The 14,736-nt window shown below is 72.9% G+C and carries 12 protein-coding genes; 8 read left to right on the top strand and 4 right to left on the bottom strand.

The window, feature by feature from the left end; all coding sequences use genetic code 11:
• The 5 genes from pcaH to ACGFNV_RS02515 all read left to right on the top strand — a co-directional run bounded on the left by pcaH (position 1) and on the right by ACGFNV_RS02515 (position 4,737).
• Positions 1-774, top strand: coding sequence for a protocatechuate 3,4-dioxygenase subunit beta (pcaH, locus tag ACGFNV_RS02535; protein ID WP_393618752.1), 774 nt, complete (start codon positions 1-3; stop codon positions 772-774).
• A gap of 5 nt (positions 775-779) precedes the next feature.
• Entirely contained in the window at positions 780-1,385 is a 606-nt protein-coding gene (gene pcaG, locus ACGFNV_RS02530; protein WP_393618750.1) for a protocatechuate 3,4-dioxygenase subunit alpha, read from the top strand.
• Positions 1,382-2,746 carry a 3-carboxy-cis,cis-muconate cycloisomerase gene (gene pcaB, locus ACGFNV_RS02525; RefSeq protein ID WP_393618748.1) on the top strand — a complete coding sequence of 455 codons (1,365 nt, stop codon included), beginning with the start codon at positions 1,382-1,384 and terminating at the stop codon, positions 2,744-2,746. The genes pcaG and pcaB overlap by 4 nt, the downstream gene beginning before the upstream one ends.
• A complete protein-coding gene (gene pcaD, locus ACGFNV_RS02520) occupies positions 2,743-3,864 on the top strand; it encodes a 3-oxoadipate enol-lactonase (protein ID WP_393618746.1) in 1,122 nt (373 codons plus the stop codon). The genes pcaB and pcaD overlap by 4 nt, the downstream gene beginning before the upstream one ends.
• Positions 3,865-3,945: 81 nt before the next feature.
• Positions 3,946-4,737 (top strand): SDR family NAD(P)-dependent oxidoreductase, encoded by a 792-nt coding sequence (locus ACGFNV_RS02515; RefSeq protein ID WP_393618745.1) that lies wholly within the window; start codon positions 3,946-3,948, stop codon positions 4,735-4,737.
• A gap of 58 nt (positions 4,738-4,795) precedes the next feature.
• Here the strand turns inward: ACGFNV_RS02515 and ACGFNV_RS02510 are convergent, their stop codons facing one another.
• The gene (locus tag ACGFNV_RS02510) at positions 4,796-7,480 is read right to left on the bottom strand and encodes an ATP-binding protein (protein ID WP_393618743.1); all 2,685 of its coding nucleotides are present in this window, start codon (positions 7,478-7,480) and stop codon (positions 4,796-4,798) included.
• A gap of 370 nt (positions 7,481-7,850) precedes the next feature.
• Here ACGFNV_RS02510 and ACGFNV_RS02505 point away from each other — a divergent pair, with 370 nt between their 5' ends.
• A complete protein-coding gene (locus ACGFNV_RS02505; protein ID WP_393618742.1) occupies positions 7,851-8,822 on the top strand; it encodes a DUF2510 domain-containing protein in 972 nt (323 codons plus the stop codon).
• 152 nt (positions 8,823-8,974) lie between these two features.
• Here the strand turns inward: ACGFNV_RS02505 and ACGFNV_RS02500 are convergent, their stop codons facing one another.
• Positions 8,975-9,589, bottom strand: a complete 615-nt coding sequence (locus tag ACGFNV_RS02500) for a TetR/AcrR family transcriptional regulator (RefSeq protein WP_133925630.1) — start codon at positions 9,587-9,589, stop codon at positions 8,975-8,977.
• 197 nt (positions 9,590-9,786) lie between these two features.
• On the opposite strand from ACGFNV_RS02500, the gene ACGFNV_RS02495 reads away from it, so the two are divergent.
• Positions 9,787-10,629, top strand: a complete 843-nt coding sequence (locus tag ACGFNV_RS02495) for a phosphatase PAP2 family protein (RefSeq protein WP_393618740.1) — start codon at positions 9,787-9,789, stop codon at positions 10,627-10,629.
• Entirely contained in the window at positions 10,626-11,594 is a 969-nt protein-coding gene (locus ACGFNV_RS02490; protein WP_393618739.1) for a hypothetical protein, read from the top strand. The genes ACGFNV_RS02495 and ACGFNV_RS02490 overlap by 4 nt, the downstream gene beginning before the upstream one ends.
• 14 nt (positions 11,595-11,608) lie before the next feature.
• Here the strand turns inward: ACGFNV_RS02490 and ACGFNV_RS02485 are convergent, their stop codons facing one another.
• Positions 11,609-12,433, bottom strand: coding sequence for a phospholipid scramblase-related protein (locus ACGFNV_RS02485; RefSeq protein WP_393618737.1), 825 nt, complete (start codon positions 12,431-12,433; stop codon positions 11,609-11,611).
• 65 nt (positions 12,434-12,498) lie between these two features.
• Positions 12,499-14,565, bottom strand: coding sequence for a phosphocholine-specific phospholipase C (locus ACGFNV_RS02480; RefSeq protein ID WP_393618736.1), 2,067 nt, complete (start codon positions 14,563-14,565; stop codon positions 12,499-12,501).
• Between the last annotated feature and the right edge of the window lie 171 nt (positions 14,566-14,736).

The following is a 14,736-nucleotide window of genomic DNA, read 5'->3' as shown; positions in this document are numbered from 1 at the left end:
ATGACTCTCACCCAGCACGACATCGACCAGGAGATCACGGCCGAGCGCGCCGCGTACGAGAAGCGGGTCACCGACGGCGGCCCCGTGGAGCACCACCCGCGCCGCGACTACGCCCCCTACCGCTCGTCCCTGCTGCGCCACCCGCAGCAGCCGCCCGTCGCCATCGACGTGGCCCAGGACCCGGAGCTGGTGGAGCTGGCCTCCCCGGCGTTCGGCGAGCGGGACATCACCGAGATCGACAACGACCTGACCAAACACCACCGCGGCGAGCCGATCGGTGAGCGCATCACCGTGTCGGGACGGCTGCTGGACCGGTCGGGACGCCCGATCCGCGGTCAGCTCGTCGAGATCTGGCAGGCCAACTCCGCCGGCCGGTACGCCCACCAGCGCGAGCAGCACGACGCCCCGCTGGACCCCAACTTCACGGGCGTGGGCCGCACCCTCAGCGACGACGACGGCTTCTACCGCTTCACCACGATCCAGCCCGGCCCCTACCCGTGGCGCAACCACGTCAACGCCTGGCGCCCCGCCCACATCCACTTCTCGCTGTTCGGCACGGCGTTCACGCAGCGGCTCGTGACGCAGATGTACTTCCCCAACGACCCGCTCTTCGAGTACGACCCGATCCTGCAGTCGGTGACGGACGACGCCGCCCGGCAGCGCCTGGTCGCCACCTACGACCACAGTCTCTCCGTGCCCGAGTTCTCCCTCGGCTACCACTGGGACATCGTGCTGGACGGCCCGAACGCCACCTGGATCGAGGAAGGACGCTGACCCCCATGACGAAGATCGACACAAGCAGGCCGGAGTCCGTGCTGCCCACCCCCTCGCACACGGTGGGCCCCTTCTACGGGTACGCCCTGCCGTTCCCCGGCGGCGGTGACATCGCGCCCGTCGGCCACCCGGACACGATCACCGTCCAGGGGTACGTGTACGACGGCGAGGGCAGTCCGCTTCCGGACGCCTTCGTCGAGCTGTGGGGCCCCGACCCGGACGGCAGCCTGCCGCAGGTGGACGGCTCGATCCGGCGCGACCCGTCGACCGGCGGCTACCTGGGCCGCAACGGGGTGGAGTTCACCGGCTGGGGCCGCATCCAGACCGACGTCAACGGCCACTGGTACGCGCGCACACTGCGTCCCGGGGCACGGGGGCGCAGCGCGCCGTACCTCAGCGTGTGCGTCTTCGCGCGCGGCCTGCTCGTGCACCTCTTCACCCGGATCTACCTGCCGGGCGACGAGGAGGCGCTGGCCACCGACCCGCTGCTGGCCCGCCTGGAGCCGAACCGCCGTGACACGCTGATCGCCGCGGACGGAGGCGACGGCACGTACCGTTTCGACATCCGCCTTCAGGGCGAAGGCGAGACGGTCTTCCTGGAGTTCCAGTGACTCACCCACCCCTCGGGCGGCAGGTGCCCCCGGACGAGGCCGCCGCCGGTCTGCTCGCACCCGGGTGGACCGACTCCCCCGCCGCGGCCGCCACGAGCGACGGCGCCTTCCTGAAGGCGCTGCTCGACGCGGAGGCCGCGCTCACCCGGGCGCAGGCCGAGCTGGGCCTCGCCCCGGCCGCCGCGGCGACGGCGGTGACGCGGGCGGCCGACGCCGACGGTTTCGACGTCCGGTCCCTCGCCGGGCGCGCCCGCGCCGGCGGCAACCCGGTCATCCCGCTGGTCGGCGAGCTGACCCGGGCGGTCGGCGAGGAGTACGGCCCCTACGTCCATCGGGGTGCGACCAGCCAGGACATCATGGACACGGCGACGATGCTGGTCGCCGCGCGCACGCTGGACCTCGTCCTCGCCGACCTCGCCCGTACCGAGCGCGCGCTCGCCCGGCTGGCCGCCGCACACCGCGACACCGTGCTGCCGGGACGGACGCTCACCCAGCACGCCGTACCGACGACGTTCGGGCTGAAGGCGGCCGGGTGGCGGTCGCTGGTGCTGGACGCCCGGGACCGCACGACGGTGGTACGGGACCGGCTTCCCGCCCAACTGGGAGGCGCGGCCGGTACGTTGGCCGTCTTCACGGCGTACGGCGCCGACGACCCCACCGCGCTGCCCGCCGCCTACGCCCGTGCGCTCGGGCTCGCGGAGCCGCTGTTGCCGTGGCACACCCTGCGCACACCGATCGCCGACCTCGCCGGCTGCCTGGCCTTCACGGCCGGGGCGCTGGGCAAGATCGCCGCGGATGTGCTGACCCTCGCCCGCACCGAGATCGCCGAGGTCGCGGAGGGCAGCGGCGGCGGCTCGTCGGCCATGCCTCACAAGGCGAACCCCGTACGCTCCACCCTGATCGCGGCGGCCGCCCGGCGGGCACCGCAGCTCGCGGCGACGCTCCACGCGGCGCTGGTGGCGGAGGACGAGCGGCCGGCCGGGGCCTGGCACGCCGAGTGGGAACCGCTGCGGGACCTGCTGCGGCTGGTCGGCGGCGCGGCCCGCGACGCCGCCGAACTCACCGAGGGGCTGCGGGTGAACGCGGACGCCATGCGCGAACACCTCGGGCTCACCCACGGGTTGATCGTGTCGGAGCGGCTCTCCGCCGAGCTGGCCGGCGTGCTCGGCCGCGCCCGTGCCAAGGAACTGCTCACCGACCTGGCCCGGCGCACCTACGCCGAGGACAGACCACTGGCGGAACTCCTCGCCGAGGAACCCGAGTTCAAGGGCGTCGACCTCGACCTCGACGCGATCACCGATCCCGCCCGCTACACCGGCTCCGCGGGAACCCTCACCGACCGTGCGCTGGAGCGACCTTGACCGAGAAACTCCTCAACCACCGTGCCGAGGGCCCCACTTCCGCTCCCCCGTTGCTGCTCGGGCCCTCACTGGGCACGTCGTACGCGCTGTGGGACAAGGTCGCCCCCGAGCTGTCCGTCACCCACCGGGTCGTGCGCTGGGACCTGCCGGGACACGGCGGTTCGGCGGCGGATCTGATCGGTCCCGGTGCCACGGTCGGCGACCTCGCCGAGCGGGTGCTCGCGCTGGCCGACGCGCTCGGTCTGGAACGGTTCGCGTACGCCGGGGTGTCACTGGGCGGTGCGGTCGGTCTGCATCTCGCGGTGCACCACCCCGAGCGGGTGTCGTCCCTCGCCGTGATCTGCTCCTCGGCCCACTTCAACGGCGCGAGGCCGTGGGAGGAGCGGGCGGCCCTCGTACGGCGCGAGGGGCTGGCCTCGCTCGCGGAGAGCGCGGACGCCCGCTGGTTCACGCCCGGCTTCACCGTGCCGGAGCTGGTGGAGGACCACCGGCGTGCCGACCCGGAGGCGTACGCCGCCTGCTGCGACGCGCTGGCCGCGTTCGACCTGCGGGACCGGCTCGCGGAGATCTCCGCGCCCACCCTGCTGGTCGCGGGCCGGCAGGATCCCGCGACGCCTCCGGCCCATCTGCGCGAGATCGCGGACGCGGTGCCCGGCGCGGCGCTCGTCGAGCTGCCGGGTGCCTCGCATCTGGCGCCCGCGCAGTGCCCCGAAGCGGTCCTGACCGCTGTGCGGGCCCACTTCGGCGGAGGCGCCGGCAGGGGCATGGAGGTACGGCGGCAGGTGCTCGGCGACGCCCATGTGGACCGGGCGCAGGAACGGCAGACGCCGTTCACGGCGCGCTTCCAGGACTTCATCTCGCGCTACGCCTGGGGCGAGATCTGGACCGACCCGACGCTCAGCCGCCGCGAGCGCAGCATGATCACACTGACGGCCCTCGTCGCGCACGGCCACTACGACGAGCTGGCCATGCATGTCCGGGCGGCGCGGCGCAACGGGCTCACGCCCGAGGAGATCGGCGCCGTCCTGCTCCAGACGGCCGTGTACTGCGGGGTCCCGGCGGCGAACTCGGCGTTCGCGACGGCGCAGCGGGTCCTCGCGGAGGAGGACGGTTCATGACGTCCGGTTCAGGGTGCCCCTGCTGGTCGTAGGCTCGGCAGCACCTCGCTCAGGGCGGTGCCGCGTGCCTACGGTGGAGGTATGTCCACCATCCTGATCACCGGCGCCACCTCCGGCCTCGGCCGGTACGTCGCCTTCGAGCTGGTCCGCTCCGGGCACGTCGTCCTCGCGCACGGCCGCGACCCCGAGCGCACCGGGCGGCTGGTCGAGGAGCTGCGTGCCGAGGGCGCCGCCGAGGGGTTCGTCGCCGACCTGGCCTCGCTGGCGCAGGTGCGTGAGCTGGCCGCACATGTCGGCGACGCACACCCCGACCTCGACGTCCTCATCAACAACGCGGGCGTGGGGGCGGGCGCGCCCGGCGCAGGCCGCGAACTGAGCACCGACGGCCACGAACTGCGCCTGGCCGTGAACTACTTGGCGCCCGTGACGCTGACGCGCGCCCTCCTTCCGGTACTGCGTGCGAACACACCGGCCCGGATCGTCAACGTGGGTTCGGTGGGCCAGGACCCCCTCGACTTCGACGACATCGAGTTCCGCCGCGCCTACGACGGCTTCGCGGCCTACCGCCGCGCCAAGTTCGCCCTGGCGGCCCACACCTTCGCCCTGGCCGAGCAGCTGGCGGGCACCGGCGTCTCCGTGAACGTCCTGCACCCGGCGACCTTCATGGACACGCCGATGGTCCGCGAGGGCGGAGTCACCCCCTGGAACACGGTGGCCGACGGCGCGCCGGGCGTCCTCGCGCTGGCCACGCGGGATACCGGCACGGGCGGCTACTTCGACGGGACCCGTCCGGCGCGGGCCCACGAGGGGACGTACGACCCCGCGGTACGCAAGCGGCTCGCGGCGGTGACGGAGCAACTGCTCGCGATGTGAGGCCGAGATGGCCCACGTCACCGGTGCGCACCCCCGGGTCCTCCACCCACCCGGTCGGCTAGCGCAACCCCCCACCTGTCTCCAGCACCGCCCGCGCCTGGGTCACCAGCCCGTCCGCGCCGCAGGAACGGGCCAGGGTCAGGCCCCGCTGGATCTCCGGGACCGAGCGGGAGAGGATGCCGTACTCGACGCGGGCGGCGGCGTGTTCGTACTGGGAGGGGGAGGCCTCCAGGTAGGCGACGGCCTGGGCGGCCAGGCGGACGGCGCGTTGGCCGGTTTCCAGGGTGGCGGCGCAGCGCAGGGCCTCGCCGATGGCGGTGTCGGTGCCGAAGCGTTCGGCCTGGCGGCGGACGTCGGCGGCGAGGCGCGCGGCGCGCTCGGGGTCCTCCACGGCCAGGGCACGGGCGAGGTCGACCGCCCAGGGGACCAGGACGGGGTTGTGGTGGCCCCGGGCGGCGGCCGCCTTCTCCGCGGCCTCCAGTTCGTTGACACCGTCCTGGGTGCGGCCGACGGCGAGCAGCAGTCGGCCGCGTACCGAACGGGGGTCGGGCAGCACGATCGTGGACGGGTAGGGCGGCGCGAAGCCGTACTGTTCGGCGACCCGCCAGGCCTCGTCGACATGACCGCGGGCGAGCAGGGTGTCGACCAGGTTGCAGGTCGCCGTCCAGTACAGGGGAAGCCCGCGGCCGATGCGCTCGGCGAGGCGCAGCGACTCGCGCAGGGAGGACTCGGCCTCCTTCAGGCGGCCCCGCCGACGGTGCCCGAGGCCGACGTAGGCGTGGGCGAGGGCGATGTGACCGCCGCTCCAGCCGGCCGACTCGTAGGTGCGCAGGGCCTCCGTGTAGAGGGCCTCGGCGCGGTCGAGGCGGTCGGTGTAGGCGTAGGAGTTGGCGAGCATCAGCAGCAGCTCGATGCCCCACTCGGTGTCGGTCCAGCCGAGGCCGGGGGCGAGGCGGCCGTTGACGAGGGCGCGGTCGCAGAGCTCGACGACCTCCTCCGCGTTCTCGCCGTGGGTCATGGCGTCGAAGGCGCGCAGGATGAGGAGGGCGCGCTCGGAGTTGTCGCGGCCGGTGCAGCTGCGGGCGAGCTCGGCAAGGCGCGCGGAGCGGCCGGGTGAGGCGGCCTCGCCGGCGTGTATGCCCTCCCACATGTACTGCACGGCCTGCAGCCGCAGCCGGGCCGGGCCCTCGGTGTGCCGGGCGGCCTCGGCCTCGACGGTGCGGACGGCCTCCTCCAGCTGGTCGTTGTGCAGGAGCGCCTGGGACAGGCGGAAGACGGCGTCGACGCGTTCGGGGCCGTCGAGGCCCGGCATGGCGAGCGCGGTCTGGAGGTGGCCGATGGTTTTGGACGGCGCGGTGAGCAGGGTGGCGCAGCCCAGTTCGTACAGCACCCGCGCGTGCACGTCGGGCATGGGCGGTTCCAGCAGGGCGCGTTCCAGACAGCGGCGGGCCGCGTCGGGGGCGCCGACGGCGAGGTGTTCGCGGGCGGCCTCGCGCAGCTGCTCGACGAGCTCGTCGTCGTCGTCCGGGTGGACCTGGAGGAGGTGGCGGGAGGCGGCCGCGGCACCGCGCCCGGAGTCGGTGACGACCTGGGCGGCTATGCCGTGCATGGCGGTGCGCAGGGCGTCCGGGATGGAGTTGTAGACGGCGGTCGCGATCAGCGGGTGGACGAACTCGAGGTCGCCGTCCTCGGTCCGGCCGACCGCGGGGTCGGGCGCGGTGAGGATACGGGCCTGGCACAGCAGTTCGGCACAGCGGGCGGCGTCGTCGGGGCTCATCCCGGCGAGCTGGGCGACCAGGTCGACCGTGATGTCCGCGCCGAGGATCGCGGCCGCCCAGGCGAACCGGGTGGCGTCGATGCCGAGTTCCTCGAGACGGGCGACGAGGCCGCCGCCGCGGGCCGACCTGTTCAGGGGCCGCAGTTCGGCGGCGGAGGACTCGGCCGGCTCCAGTTCGCCGTCCCGCACCTTGGCGAGGAGTTCGACGGTCTCGTACGGGTTGCCGCCGGTGACGGCCCAGACCTCGCGGCAGAACGGGGCGTCGGCGTGCTCGCCCAGGGCGGTGCGGGTGAGGCCCGCGACGGCGTCCGGGGTGAGGACGCTGAGGGTGGCCACGGGGCCGCCCGCGGTGGCGGCGACCGCGTCCAGGAGGCGGGCGCTGTCGCCGCTGACCTCGCCGGGCCTGCGGGCGACGACGACCAGGACGGACAGGTCGTCGAGGCGTTCGGCGAAGCCGGCGAGCCAGCGCAGGGTCTCCTGGTCGGCCCAGTGCGCGTCGTCGATCAGCAGGACGAGCGGCCAGTAGCGCTTGGCCAGGCGGCGCACCGCGGCGACGAGGCCGTCGCACACGCCCTGCGGGTCGGCCCGGCGTTCGCCCGGTTCCGTGATGCCGAGGGCGGGTCCCGCGATGTCGAACCAGTCGCCGAGGTACTCGCGGGCCTCCTCCGGCATCAGCGAGACGAGGGCGGGCTGCAGCAACTGCCGTACGACGTTGAAGGGGACGGACCGGAGGGTCTCGCCGCCGCGGGCGGACCACACCGTGCAGCCGCGTGCCTCGGCGAGGCGGCGGATCTCGGCCAGCAGGGCGGTCTTGCCGAGTCCCGACTCGCCGCGGAACACCAACAGGCTGCCCCCGGCCGACCGGTCGGCACAGAGCGTGTCGACCGCCCGCTCGACGGCCGCCACTTCCTCGTCGCGCTCCCAGAGGGAAGCCGAGGCGGCCGCACCGGGCCGTACCTCCGTCATCCCGCTACCTCCCCAAGTCGCCCGAACGACGTACGACCTTGAGCGTAGCCCTCCGAAGACACAAGCGGAGGGGGGTCCGACCAGCTGTTGCCGCGAGGGTGACGACGGGCGCGGCGGGAGACGGAGGACGGGCCTGCGCGGGGACGGGAGACGTCAACTTGAGCTAGCGGTCGCCGCGTTGACGTGAAGCCGGTTCCGGAGGCCCACATCGTCTCCCTCAGGGGCGCGGGGAACCGCGCGCGAACCCTCACGACCCGCGTCCCGCCGCCCCCGGCACCCGGCACCCGACACCACGCACCCGGCACGGCCCGGCCCAGCCGTCGGCAGGCCCTCTCATCCCGCTTTCACAGACACCTCATACCGTGGAGACATGACGCAGGTGACTCCTCCCGGGTGGTACCCCGACCCCGGACAGACGAATGACGGTCCCGCCACCGAGCGCTGGTGGGACGGCAGTGCATGGACGGGCCAGACCCGCGCGGCGGGCGCGCCCGCAGCATGGGGTCCCCCTGCATATCCGCCCCACCTGGGCGCGCCCCCGGCCCCCGGCCCCCGCCACGCCGTCCGCAACGGCATAGCCGTGGCCGCGGCCGCCGTGGTCCTCGCCTGCATCGGGGTGGGCGTGTACGCCCTGTCCGACAACGGCGACTCGGGCGGCACCACGGCCAACTCCCAGCAGGGCCCGGGTGGTCAGGGCGGCCCAGGCAACCCGGGCAGCGGCGGCCAGGGCGGCCCCGGCGGGAACTCCGGCGGCGGCTCGGGCGGGCAGGACGGCCAGAGCCCCTCGCCGGGCCAGTCCGAGGCGCCGAAGATCAAGAGTGGCTCGGTGTCCGACCGGATCAGCGGGATCAGCATCCCCATCCCGGACGGCTGGTACGGCCAGCAGCTCAGAGCGGGCGCGGGGGTCACGTCGAACGACTCGTACAAATGCCCCGGCGACACCTCCAAGTCCTGCACCAAGGGCGGCGCGTACTCCGCGCCGGCCGAGCTGCTGGGCACCGACGGCAGTACGCCCGAGGAGGTCGCCAAGGCGGACATCGCGAAGAACGCCGAGGAGTCGTACGGCGGCACGACCTACGGAAAGATCACCTCGCACGACGTGCTCGCCTCCCAGGCGGTGACCGTCGCCGGGCAGAAGGGCTACCTGGTCCGCTGGAAGGCGGTCACGAGCAAGGGCGCCGACGGCATCGTCGAGTCGCTCGCCTTCCCCTCGCCCGCCAACTCCAAGCTGATGGTGGTGGTCCGCTTCGGTGTGGACGCCGATCAGAAGGAGGCCGTGATCGACCAAATAACGAAGGGCATCAAGGTGTCGGAGGGCGGCGGCGACGGCCAGAACGTCTGAGCCGCCTGTACAACGACGTCCGAACCGGCCGGGTGGGGCGCCCCTCCGCTCAAGAGGAGCCCCACCCGGCCGGGTGTGCGCGCCGCCCCCGTCCCCACGGTGCGGCGCGATCAGGTCGCCGTCCGGTCATCCCACGGGCGGCGGCCTGGGTCTCAGGTGAGGCCGAGTGCCGGGAGCACGACGACTTCCACGAAGCGGACGAGGTAGTCCGGGTCGGCGTGCTCGCCGTCCAGAATCGGCCGAGCCCGCACCAGGCCCAGCAACTGGGTCGGGATGTACTCCAGCGCCGGGTGCTCGGCGGGGATCTCACCACGCTCGACCCCGCGCCGCAGGATCTCCCGCAGCGCGGCGATCTCCGGGTCGACCAGCGCCTCGCGCAGGGCCCGGGCCAGCTCCTCGTCCTGGGTGACGGCGTGACCCAGCGCCTGGAGCAGTCTGGTGTCGCTGCTCGACCAGCGGCCCGCGGCCCGCGCGGCCTCCCTCAGGTCCTCGGCGAGGGAGCCGGTGTCGATTCCGGCGAGCGGGGAGCGCCGACGGGAGCGCAGGGCGGCCACCACGAACTGCGGCTTGGTCTTCCACTGCCGGTACAGGGTGGACTTGCTGCACTTCGTGCTGGCGGCGACGCCCTCCATGGTGACGGCGTCGTACCCGCACTCGCGGAGCTGGTCGAGGAGGGCGTCGAAGAACTCCTGCTCGCGCTCCGGCGTGAGTTTGGAGCGGCGCGAGGCGGCGACCGTCCCCGGGTCGTCCGCGGCCTGCGACGTCATCGGCTGTCTCCTCGTTCGAGTGGTGCTCAAGGCTTCCCACTCAGTGTGGCGTACGTCAATCGATACGGCAGTGTACCGGTACGCGAACGTATCGGTACACTGTCGTATCGGTACGCAACCGTATCGACGGCGTCCGCGTGGGCCACGAACCCGCCGAGCACCACCACACGCACCACCGTCAGCAAAGGGGCCGGGGGATGAACGCCCGCACCGCGCCTTCAGCAGCGGAGGCCGACGCGACAGCGCGGCCCCCGCTCGTCCGTGAGCTGCTGCTCGTCGCAGGGCTCTTCCTCGTCTACAAGTTCGGCCGACAGCTGGCGACCGGCCACACCGCCGAGGCCTTCCGCAACGCGCACCGCGTGTGGGACCTGGAACGAGCCGTCCACCTGCCCGGCGAGGGCGCGGTGCAGTCCTGGCTGCTGCACGGCGACACCCTGGTGCACCTGGCGAACACCTACTACGCGACGGTCCACTTCCCGGCCACCGTGGCCTTCCTGGTCTGGCTCTACCTGCGCCGCCCCGCGCACTACGTGTGGACCCGCCGGGTCCTCGCGGCCCTCACCACGGCCGCGCTCCTGCTGCACCTCGCCCTCCCGCTGGCCCCGCCGCGCATGCTCGGCGCGACAGGCCTGATCGACACCGCGCGGACCTACGGGCCCTCCGTGTACGGCCCGCCGCGGACCGACCACCTGTCGAACCAGTTCGCCGCGATGCCGTCGCTGCACTTCGGCTGGGCGCTGATGGTGGCGATCGGCCTGATCGTCGCCACCCGGTCGCGGTGGCGGTGGCTGTGGCTGCTGCATCCGCTGGTGACGCTGCTGGTGATCGTCGGGACCGCGAACCACTACTGGCTGGACGCGATCGTCGCGGCGGCGATGCTCGGCATCGCGCTCGCTGTGATCCGCCCCCAGACTTCGCCCGAGGGAACCCCCCTCTCGCTTCGCTCGTCGCACCGCACGACGCCCGCGGCGGCCGCGGGGCGGGTACCGCGGCAGTCGGCACCGGTCGAGGAGAACGTCCTGGTCGGAGCGGGCCGATGAACGCCACCCTCGTCGCCGTCGTCCTGTCCCTCTTCTCCGCCGCCGCCTACGCCGCCGCGGCCGTCGCCCAGGAACGGCTCGCCGCCCGCCACCCCGGTTCGGGGACGCTGCGGCTGCTGGCCTCCGGCGCCTGGTGGTGGTCGGTCGGGCTCAACGCCGCCGCCGCGCTGCTGCACGTCGTGGCCCTGAGGTACGGTCCGCTCACCGTGGTGCAGCCGCTGGGCGCGCTCACCCTCGTCGCGGCGGTGCCGATGGGCGCGCGTGTCGCGGGGCGGCGGGTCACCGCGGCCGAGTGGCGGGGCACCGCGTACACGCTGGCCGGCCTGGCCGCGATCCTGGTCACGGCGTCCGGGTCGGCGCCCGACGAGGTGCTGAGCGTGTCCGAGGCGCTGACCGTGTCCGCCGTGACGGCGGGGCTGATCGGGCTGTTGGCGCGGCCCGGTGCCCGGCCCGGGCTGCGCCACGCGAGCGCGTCGGGCTTCGCCTCCGGTGTCGCCTCGGCGCTCACGCAGACGGTGACGGTGGCGGCGACCGACCGCTCGGGTCCCCTGCTGAGCGTGCAGGTGGTCGGGGTGGCGCTGCTCGTCGCGGCCTTCGCGACGGCCGGACTGATGCTGTCGCAGACCGCCTACCGGGGTGGTCTGGGCGCCCCGCTCGCGGTGGTGACGCTGGCGAACCCGGTGGCCGCGGCGGTGATCGGCCTCACGCTGCTCGGCGAGGGCCTCCAGGGCGGCGCGGCGGGTGTGCTCCTCGCGCTGGCGGGAGCGGGCCTGGCCTCCTGGGGCGTGGTGCTGCTGTCGCGGGCGACACCCGAACCCCTGCCGGCATCGGCGCCTTCCCACCCGGCGCGTGAGGAGGAGCACCCGGTGGCCGCGGTGCTGGCCCTGGCGCCCGGGTCCGCGTCACCCGAACCGGCGCTGCTGCCCCGGCCGACGTCGGAACCGGGGCATCTCACACCGCTGTAGGACCTGAGGAGGCGTCAGCCCAGACCGCGCGCGTCCTGCTTGAGCGCCGTGTCGACGGTGAGCGCCGTGGCGACGACGAGGCTGAGCAGCGGCTCGGGCAGCTGGTAGTGGATCTGCAGGACGTAGTTGTCCGCGGTGGTGAACAGCGTCTTGGCGAGACCTTCCCAGGTCTTGGTGATCCGGGCGACCTCGTTGTCGGCGTGGTCGACGATCGCGAAGTTCCACGCCCGCCAGTTCTCCGCCTTGATGGCGCCGACCTTCTGGCCGCCCGCGTTGATCGCGAAGTTGATCTTCCCGAAGACGTTCTGCTGGACGATCTCGCCGACCTGCTGCCCGTCCGGACGTTCCACGATCACCCGGGACTTGAATATCTTCCGGGGCCGCGTCAGCTTCAGGACGGGCTGACCGTAGGCGTCGCGGATCTCCAGCCTGTGAGTCATGTACTGGTCGAGGCTGAAGAGGAGGCGCATGATCTTCTTCAGGGCGCTCTGCCCTACCTGGACGACCGCGCCGATCTCACGGCCGTGCTGATCCATGACCTTGTACTCGTTGGTCACCTCGATCAGCTTGGCCTTCTGGTTGACCACCAGCACCGGCTCGCTGAAGAGGGTGCCGCCGCCGGAGCCACCGGCGGCGACCCCGGCCTGCTGCTGCACCTGACGCTGCACGCGCGGGTCGGGGCCGGCCGGCTGCTGCGGGATCTGCTGTGCGGCCACACCCTGCTGCTGGTCGGCGTTCGTGTGCTGCGTCCACTGCGCGCCGTCCCAGTAACGGAGTGTCTGGGGCACTCCGTTCGGGTCGGGATACCAGCCTGCAGGTGTGTTCGAATGCGTGGTCACCGGGGCACACTATCCCGACCCCACCAGGACCTGACCAGCCCCGGCGATCCGGCATGGTTCAGCCTTTACCCGACGGCAATCGCCGGGTCACTCACCCCTGGCCGCCCGTTCTCCACGTGCCCGGCGAACCGCCGCAGGAACGCCGGGTCGGCGTCCGAGGTGACGGTCAGGTCGTACCAGCGCGCGCTCGCGGCGAGGTCGACGGTGTGCCGGACGGTGGCGCCGGGCCGCACGGTGAAGGTCCTGGCCGGGCAGCCGTAGCCGCCGCCGACCTTCAGCCGTACCGTGCCGGAGCCCCGGTTGGTGAGGGTCAGTTCGACGTCGTCGCCGGTGTGCCGCGCGGTGACCTCGGGTCCGGCCGCCTTGCCCGGGCCCCGGAAGACGCGCAGGAAGCCGTTGGGGCCGTGCACGGTCAGGTCGTACGAGCCGTTCGAGTAGGCCGAGTTCCAGGTGTCGGCGATGGTCTTGCCGGCCTCGGTGGTGTAGCTCCACGGACCGTCGGCGCGGTTGCCCGAGGTCACCAGGAAGGCGGCACCGGCCTGGGTGCCGGAGGCGAAGGTGAGGGTGAGCTTCCCGGCCGCCGGGTCGGCCGAGGCGTCCACGTACGGCGCGTACCTGAGCGGGCGGGCGGGTCGCCGGCCCCGCTCCTGCTTGGGGAGCACCGGGTTGGCGGGCGGAGTGGGCACGTAGTCGGGGTGGCGCTCGCGGTCCGGCGGCAGGTAGCCGTCGGTGGCGGGCAGCGCGGCCGGCCGGGTGTCCTTGCGGGAGAAGTCGAACGCGGCGGTCAGATCGCCGCAGACGGTCCGCCGCCAGGGCGAGATGTTGGGCTCGTGGACGCCGAAGCGGCGCTCCATGAACCGGATGATCGAGGTGTGGTCCAGCGTCTCGGAGCAGACGTAACCGCCCTTGCTCCAGGGCGAGACGACCAGCATCGGCACCCGCTGGCCGAGCCCGTACGGCCCGGCGACGTGACCGGAGTCCCCCTTGAACAGGTCCGGGCCGACGTCGACCGTGGAGCGGCCCTGCGCGGCGGAGGCCGGCGGGAACGGCGGGAGAACGTGGTCGAAGAAGCCGTCGTTCTCGTCGTACGTGATGAACAGGGCCGTCTTCGCCCACACCTTCGGGTCGGAGGTGAGCGCGTCGAGGACCTGGGCGACGTACCAGGCGCCGTAGTTGGCGGGCCAGTTGGGGTGCTCGGTGAAGGCCTCCGGGGCGACGATCCAGGAGATCTGCGGCAGCCTGCCGCCCTTCACGTCGGCCTTCAACTGGTCGAAGTAGCCCTCGCCCTTGCGGTAGTCGGTGCCGGTGCGGGCCCTGTCGTAGAGGGGGTCGCCGGGCTTGGCGTTCTGGTACTGCTTGAAGTACAGCAGCGAGTTGTCGCCGTAGTTGCCGCGGTAGGCGTCCTGGATCCAGCCCCAGGAGCCGTTGGCGTCGAGACCGTCGCCGACGTCCTGGTAGAGCTTCCAGGAGATGCCGGCCTTCTCCAGACGCTCGGGGTACGTCGTCCAGCCGTAGCCCACCTCGTCGTTGCCGAGGACCGGGCCGCCGCCCGTGCCGTCGTTGCCGGTGTAGCCCGTCCACATGTAGTAGCGGTTGGGGTCGGTCGAGCCGATGAACGAGCAGTGGTAGGCGTCGCAGATCGTGAAGGAGTCGGCGAGGGCGTAGTGGAAGGGGATGTCGTCGCGGGTCAGGTACGCCATCGTCGTGGAGCCCTTCGAGGGCACCCACTTGTCGTACTTGCCCCCGTTGAAGGCGGCGTGTCCGTCGTTCCAGCCGTGCGGAAGGTCCTGGAGGAACGCCATGCCCAGGTCGTCGGCGTCGGGGTGGAACGGCAGGACGTCCTTGCCGCTGCCGTCCGCCTGGTGCCAGACCGACTTGCCGTTCGCCAGGGTCACCGGACGCGGGTCGCCGAAGCCGCGGACGCCCCTCAGCTTGCCGAAGTAGTGGTCGAAGGAACGGTTCTCCTGCATCAGGACGACGATGTGCTCGACGTCCTCGATCGACCCCGTGCGGTGGTTCGCGGGCAGTGCGGCGGCACGCTGGATGCTGTTCGACAGCGCGGTGAACGCCGTGGTGGCGCCCGCGAGTTGGAGGAATCTGCGCCGGTTGACGTCGGGGCTGGCTTCGGACATGGCTGAGGGACCTCTCGCCTGGAGTATGTGCGACCGGCCGGATCGTGACGGAATGCGCGCGGAAGGAGTGTTCCAGGAGCACCAAACGTCAGGGAAGGGTCTGATGGCGTGGGTGTGAAAGTCGTGCGTACGTGAGGGGTGCGGCCGACGGCACCGGGGAAGGGTGGCGCT

This window comes from Streptomyces sp. NPDC048751 (assembly GCF_043198595.1).
GTDB lineage: Bacteria > Actinomycetota > Actinomycetes > Streptomycetales > Streptomycetaceae > Streptomyces.
This window is presented reverse-complemented; position numbering and strand designations above follow the sequence as displayed.

Coding starts and splice junctions, on each gene's coding strand:
- pcaH (WP_393618752.1), top strand. CDS start 1: ATGACTCTCACCCAGCACGACATCGACCAGGAGATCACGGCCGAGCGC.
- pcaG (WP_393618750.1), top strand. CDS start 780: ATGACGAAGATCGACACAAGCAGGCCGGAGTCCGTGCTGCCCACCCCC.
- ACGFNV_RS02515 (WP_393618745.1), top strand. CDS start 3,946: ATGTCCACCATCCTGATCACCGGCGCCACCTCCGGCCTCGGCCGGTAC.
- ACGFNV_RS02510 (WP_393618743.1), bottom strand. CDS start 7,480: ATGACGGAGGTACGGCCCGGTGCGGCCGCCTCGGCTTCCCTCTGGGAG.
- ACGFNV_RS02505 (WP_393618742.1), top strand. CDS start 7,851: ATGACGCAGGTGACTCCTCCCGGGTGGTACCCCGACCCCGGACAGACG.
- ACGFNV_RS02500 (WP_133925630.1), bottom strand. CDS start 9,589: ATGACGTCGCAGGCCGCGGACGACCCGGGGACGGTCGCCGCCTCGCGC.
- ACGFNV_RS02495 (WP_393618740.1), top strand. CDS start 9,787: ATGAACGCCCGCACCGCGCCTTCAGCAGCGGAGGCCGACGCGACAGCG.
- ACGFNV_RS02490 (WP_393618739.1), top strand. CDS start 10,626: ATGAACGCCACCCTCGTCGCCGTCGTCCTGTCCCTCTTCTCCGCCGCC.
- ACGFNV_RS02480 (WP_393618736.1), bottom strand. CDS start 14,565: ATGTCCGAAGCCAGCCCCGACGTCAACCGGCGCAGATTCCTCCAACTC.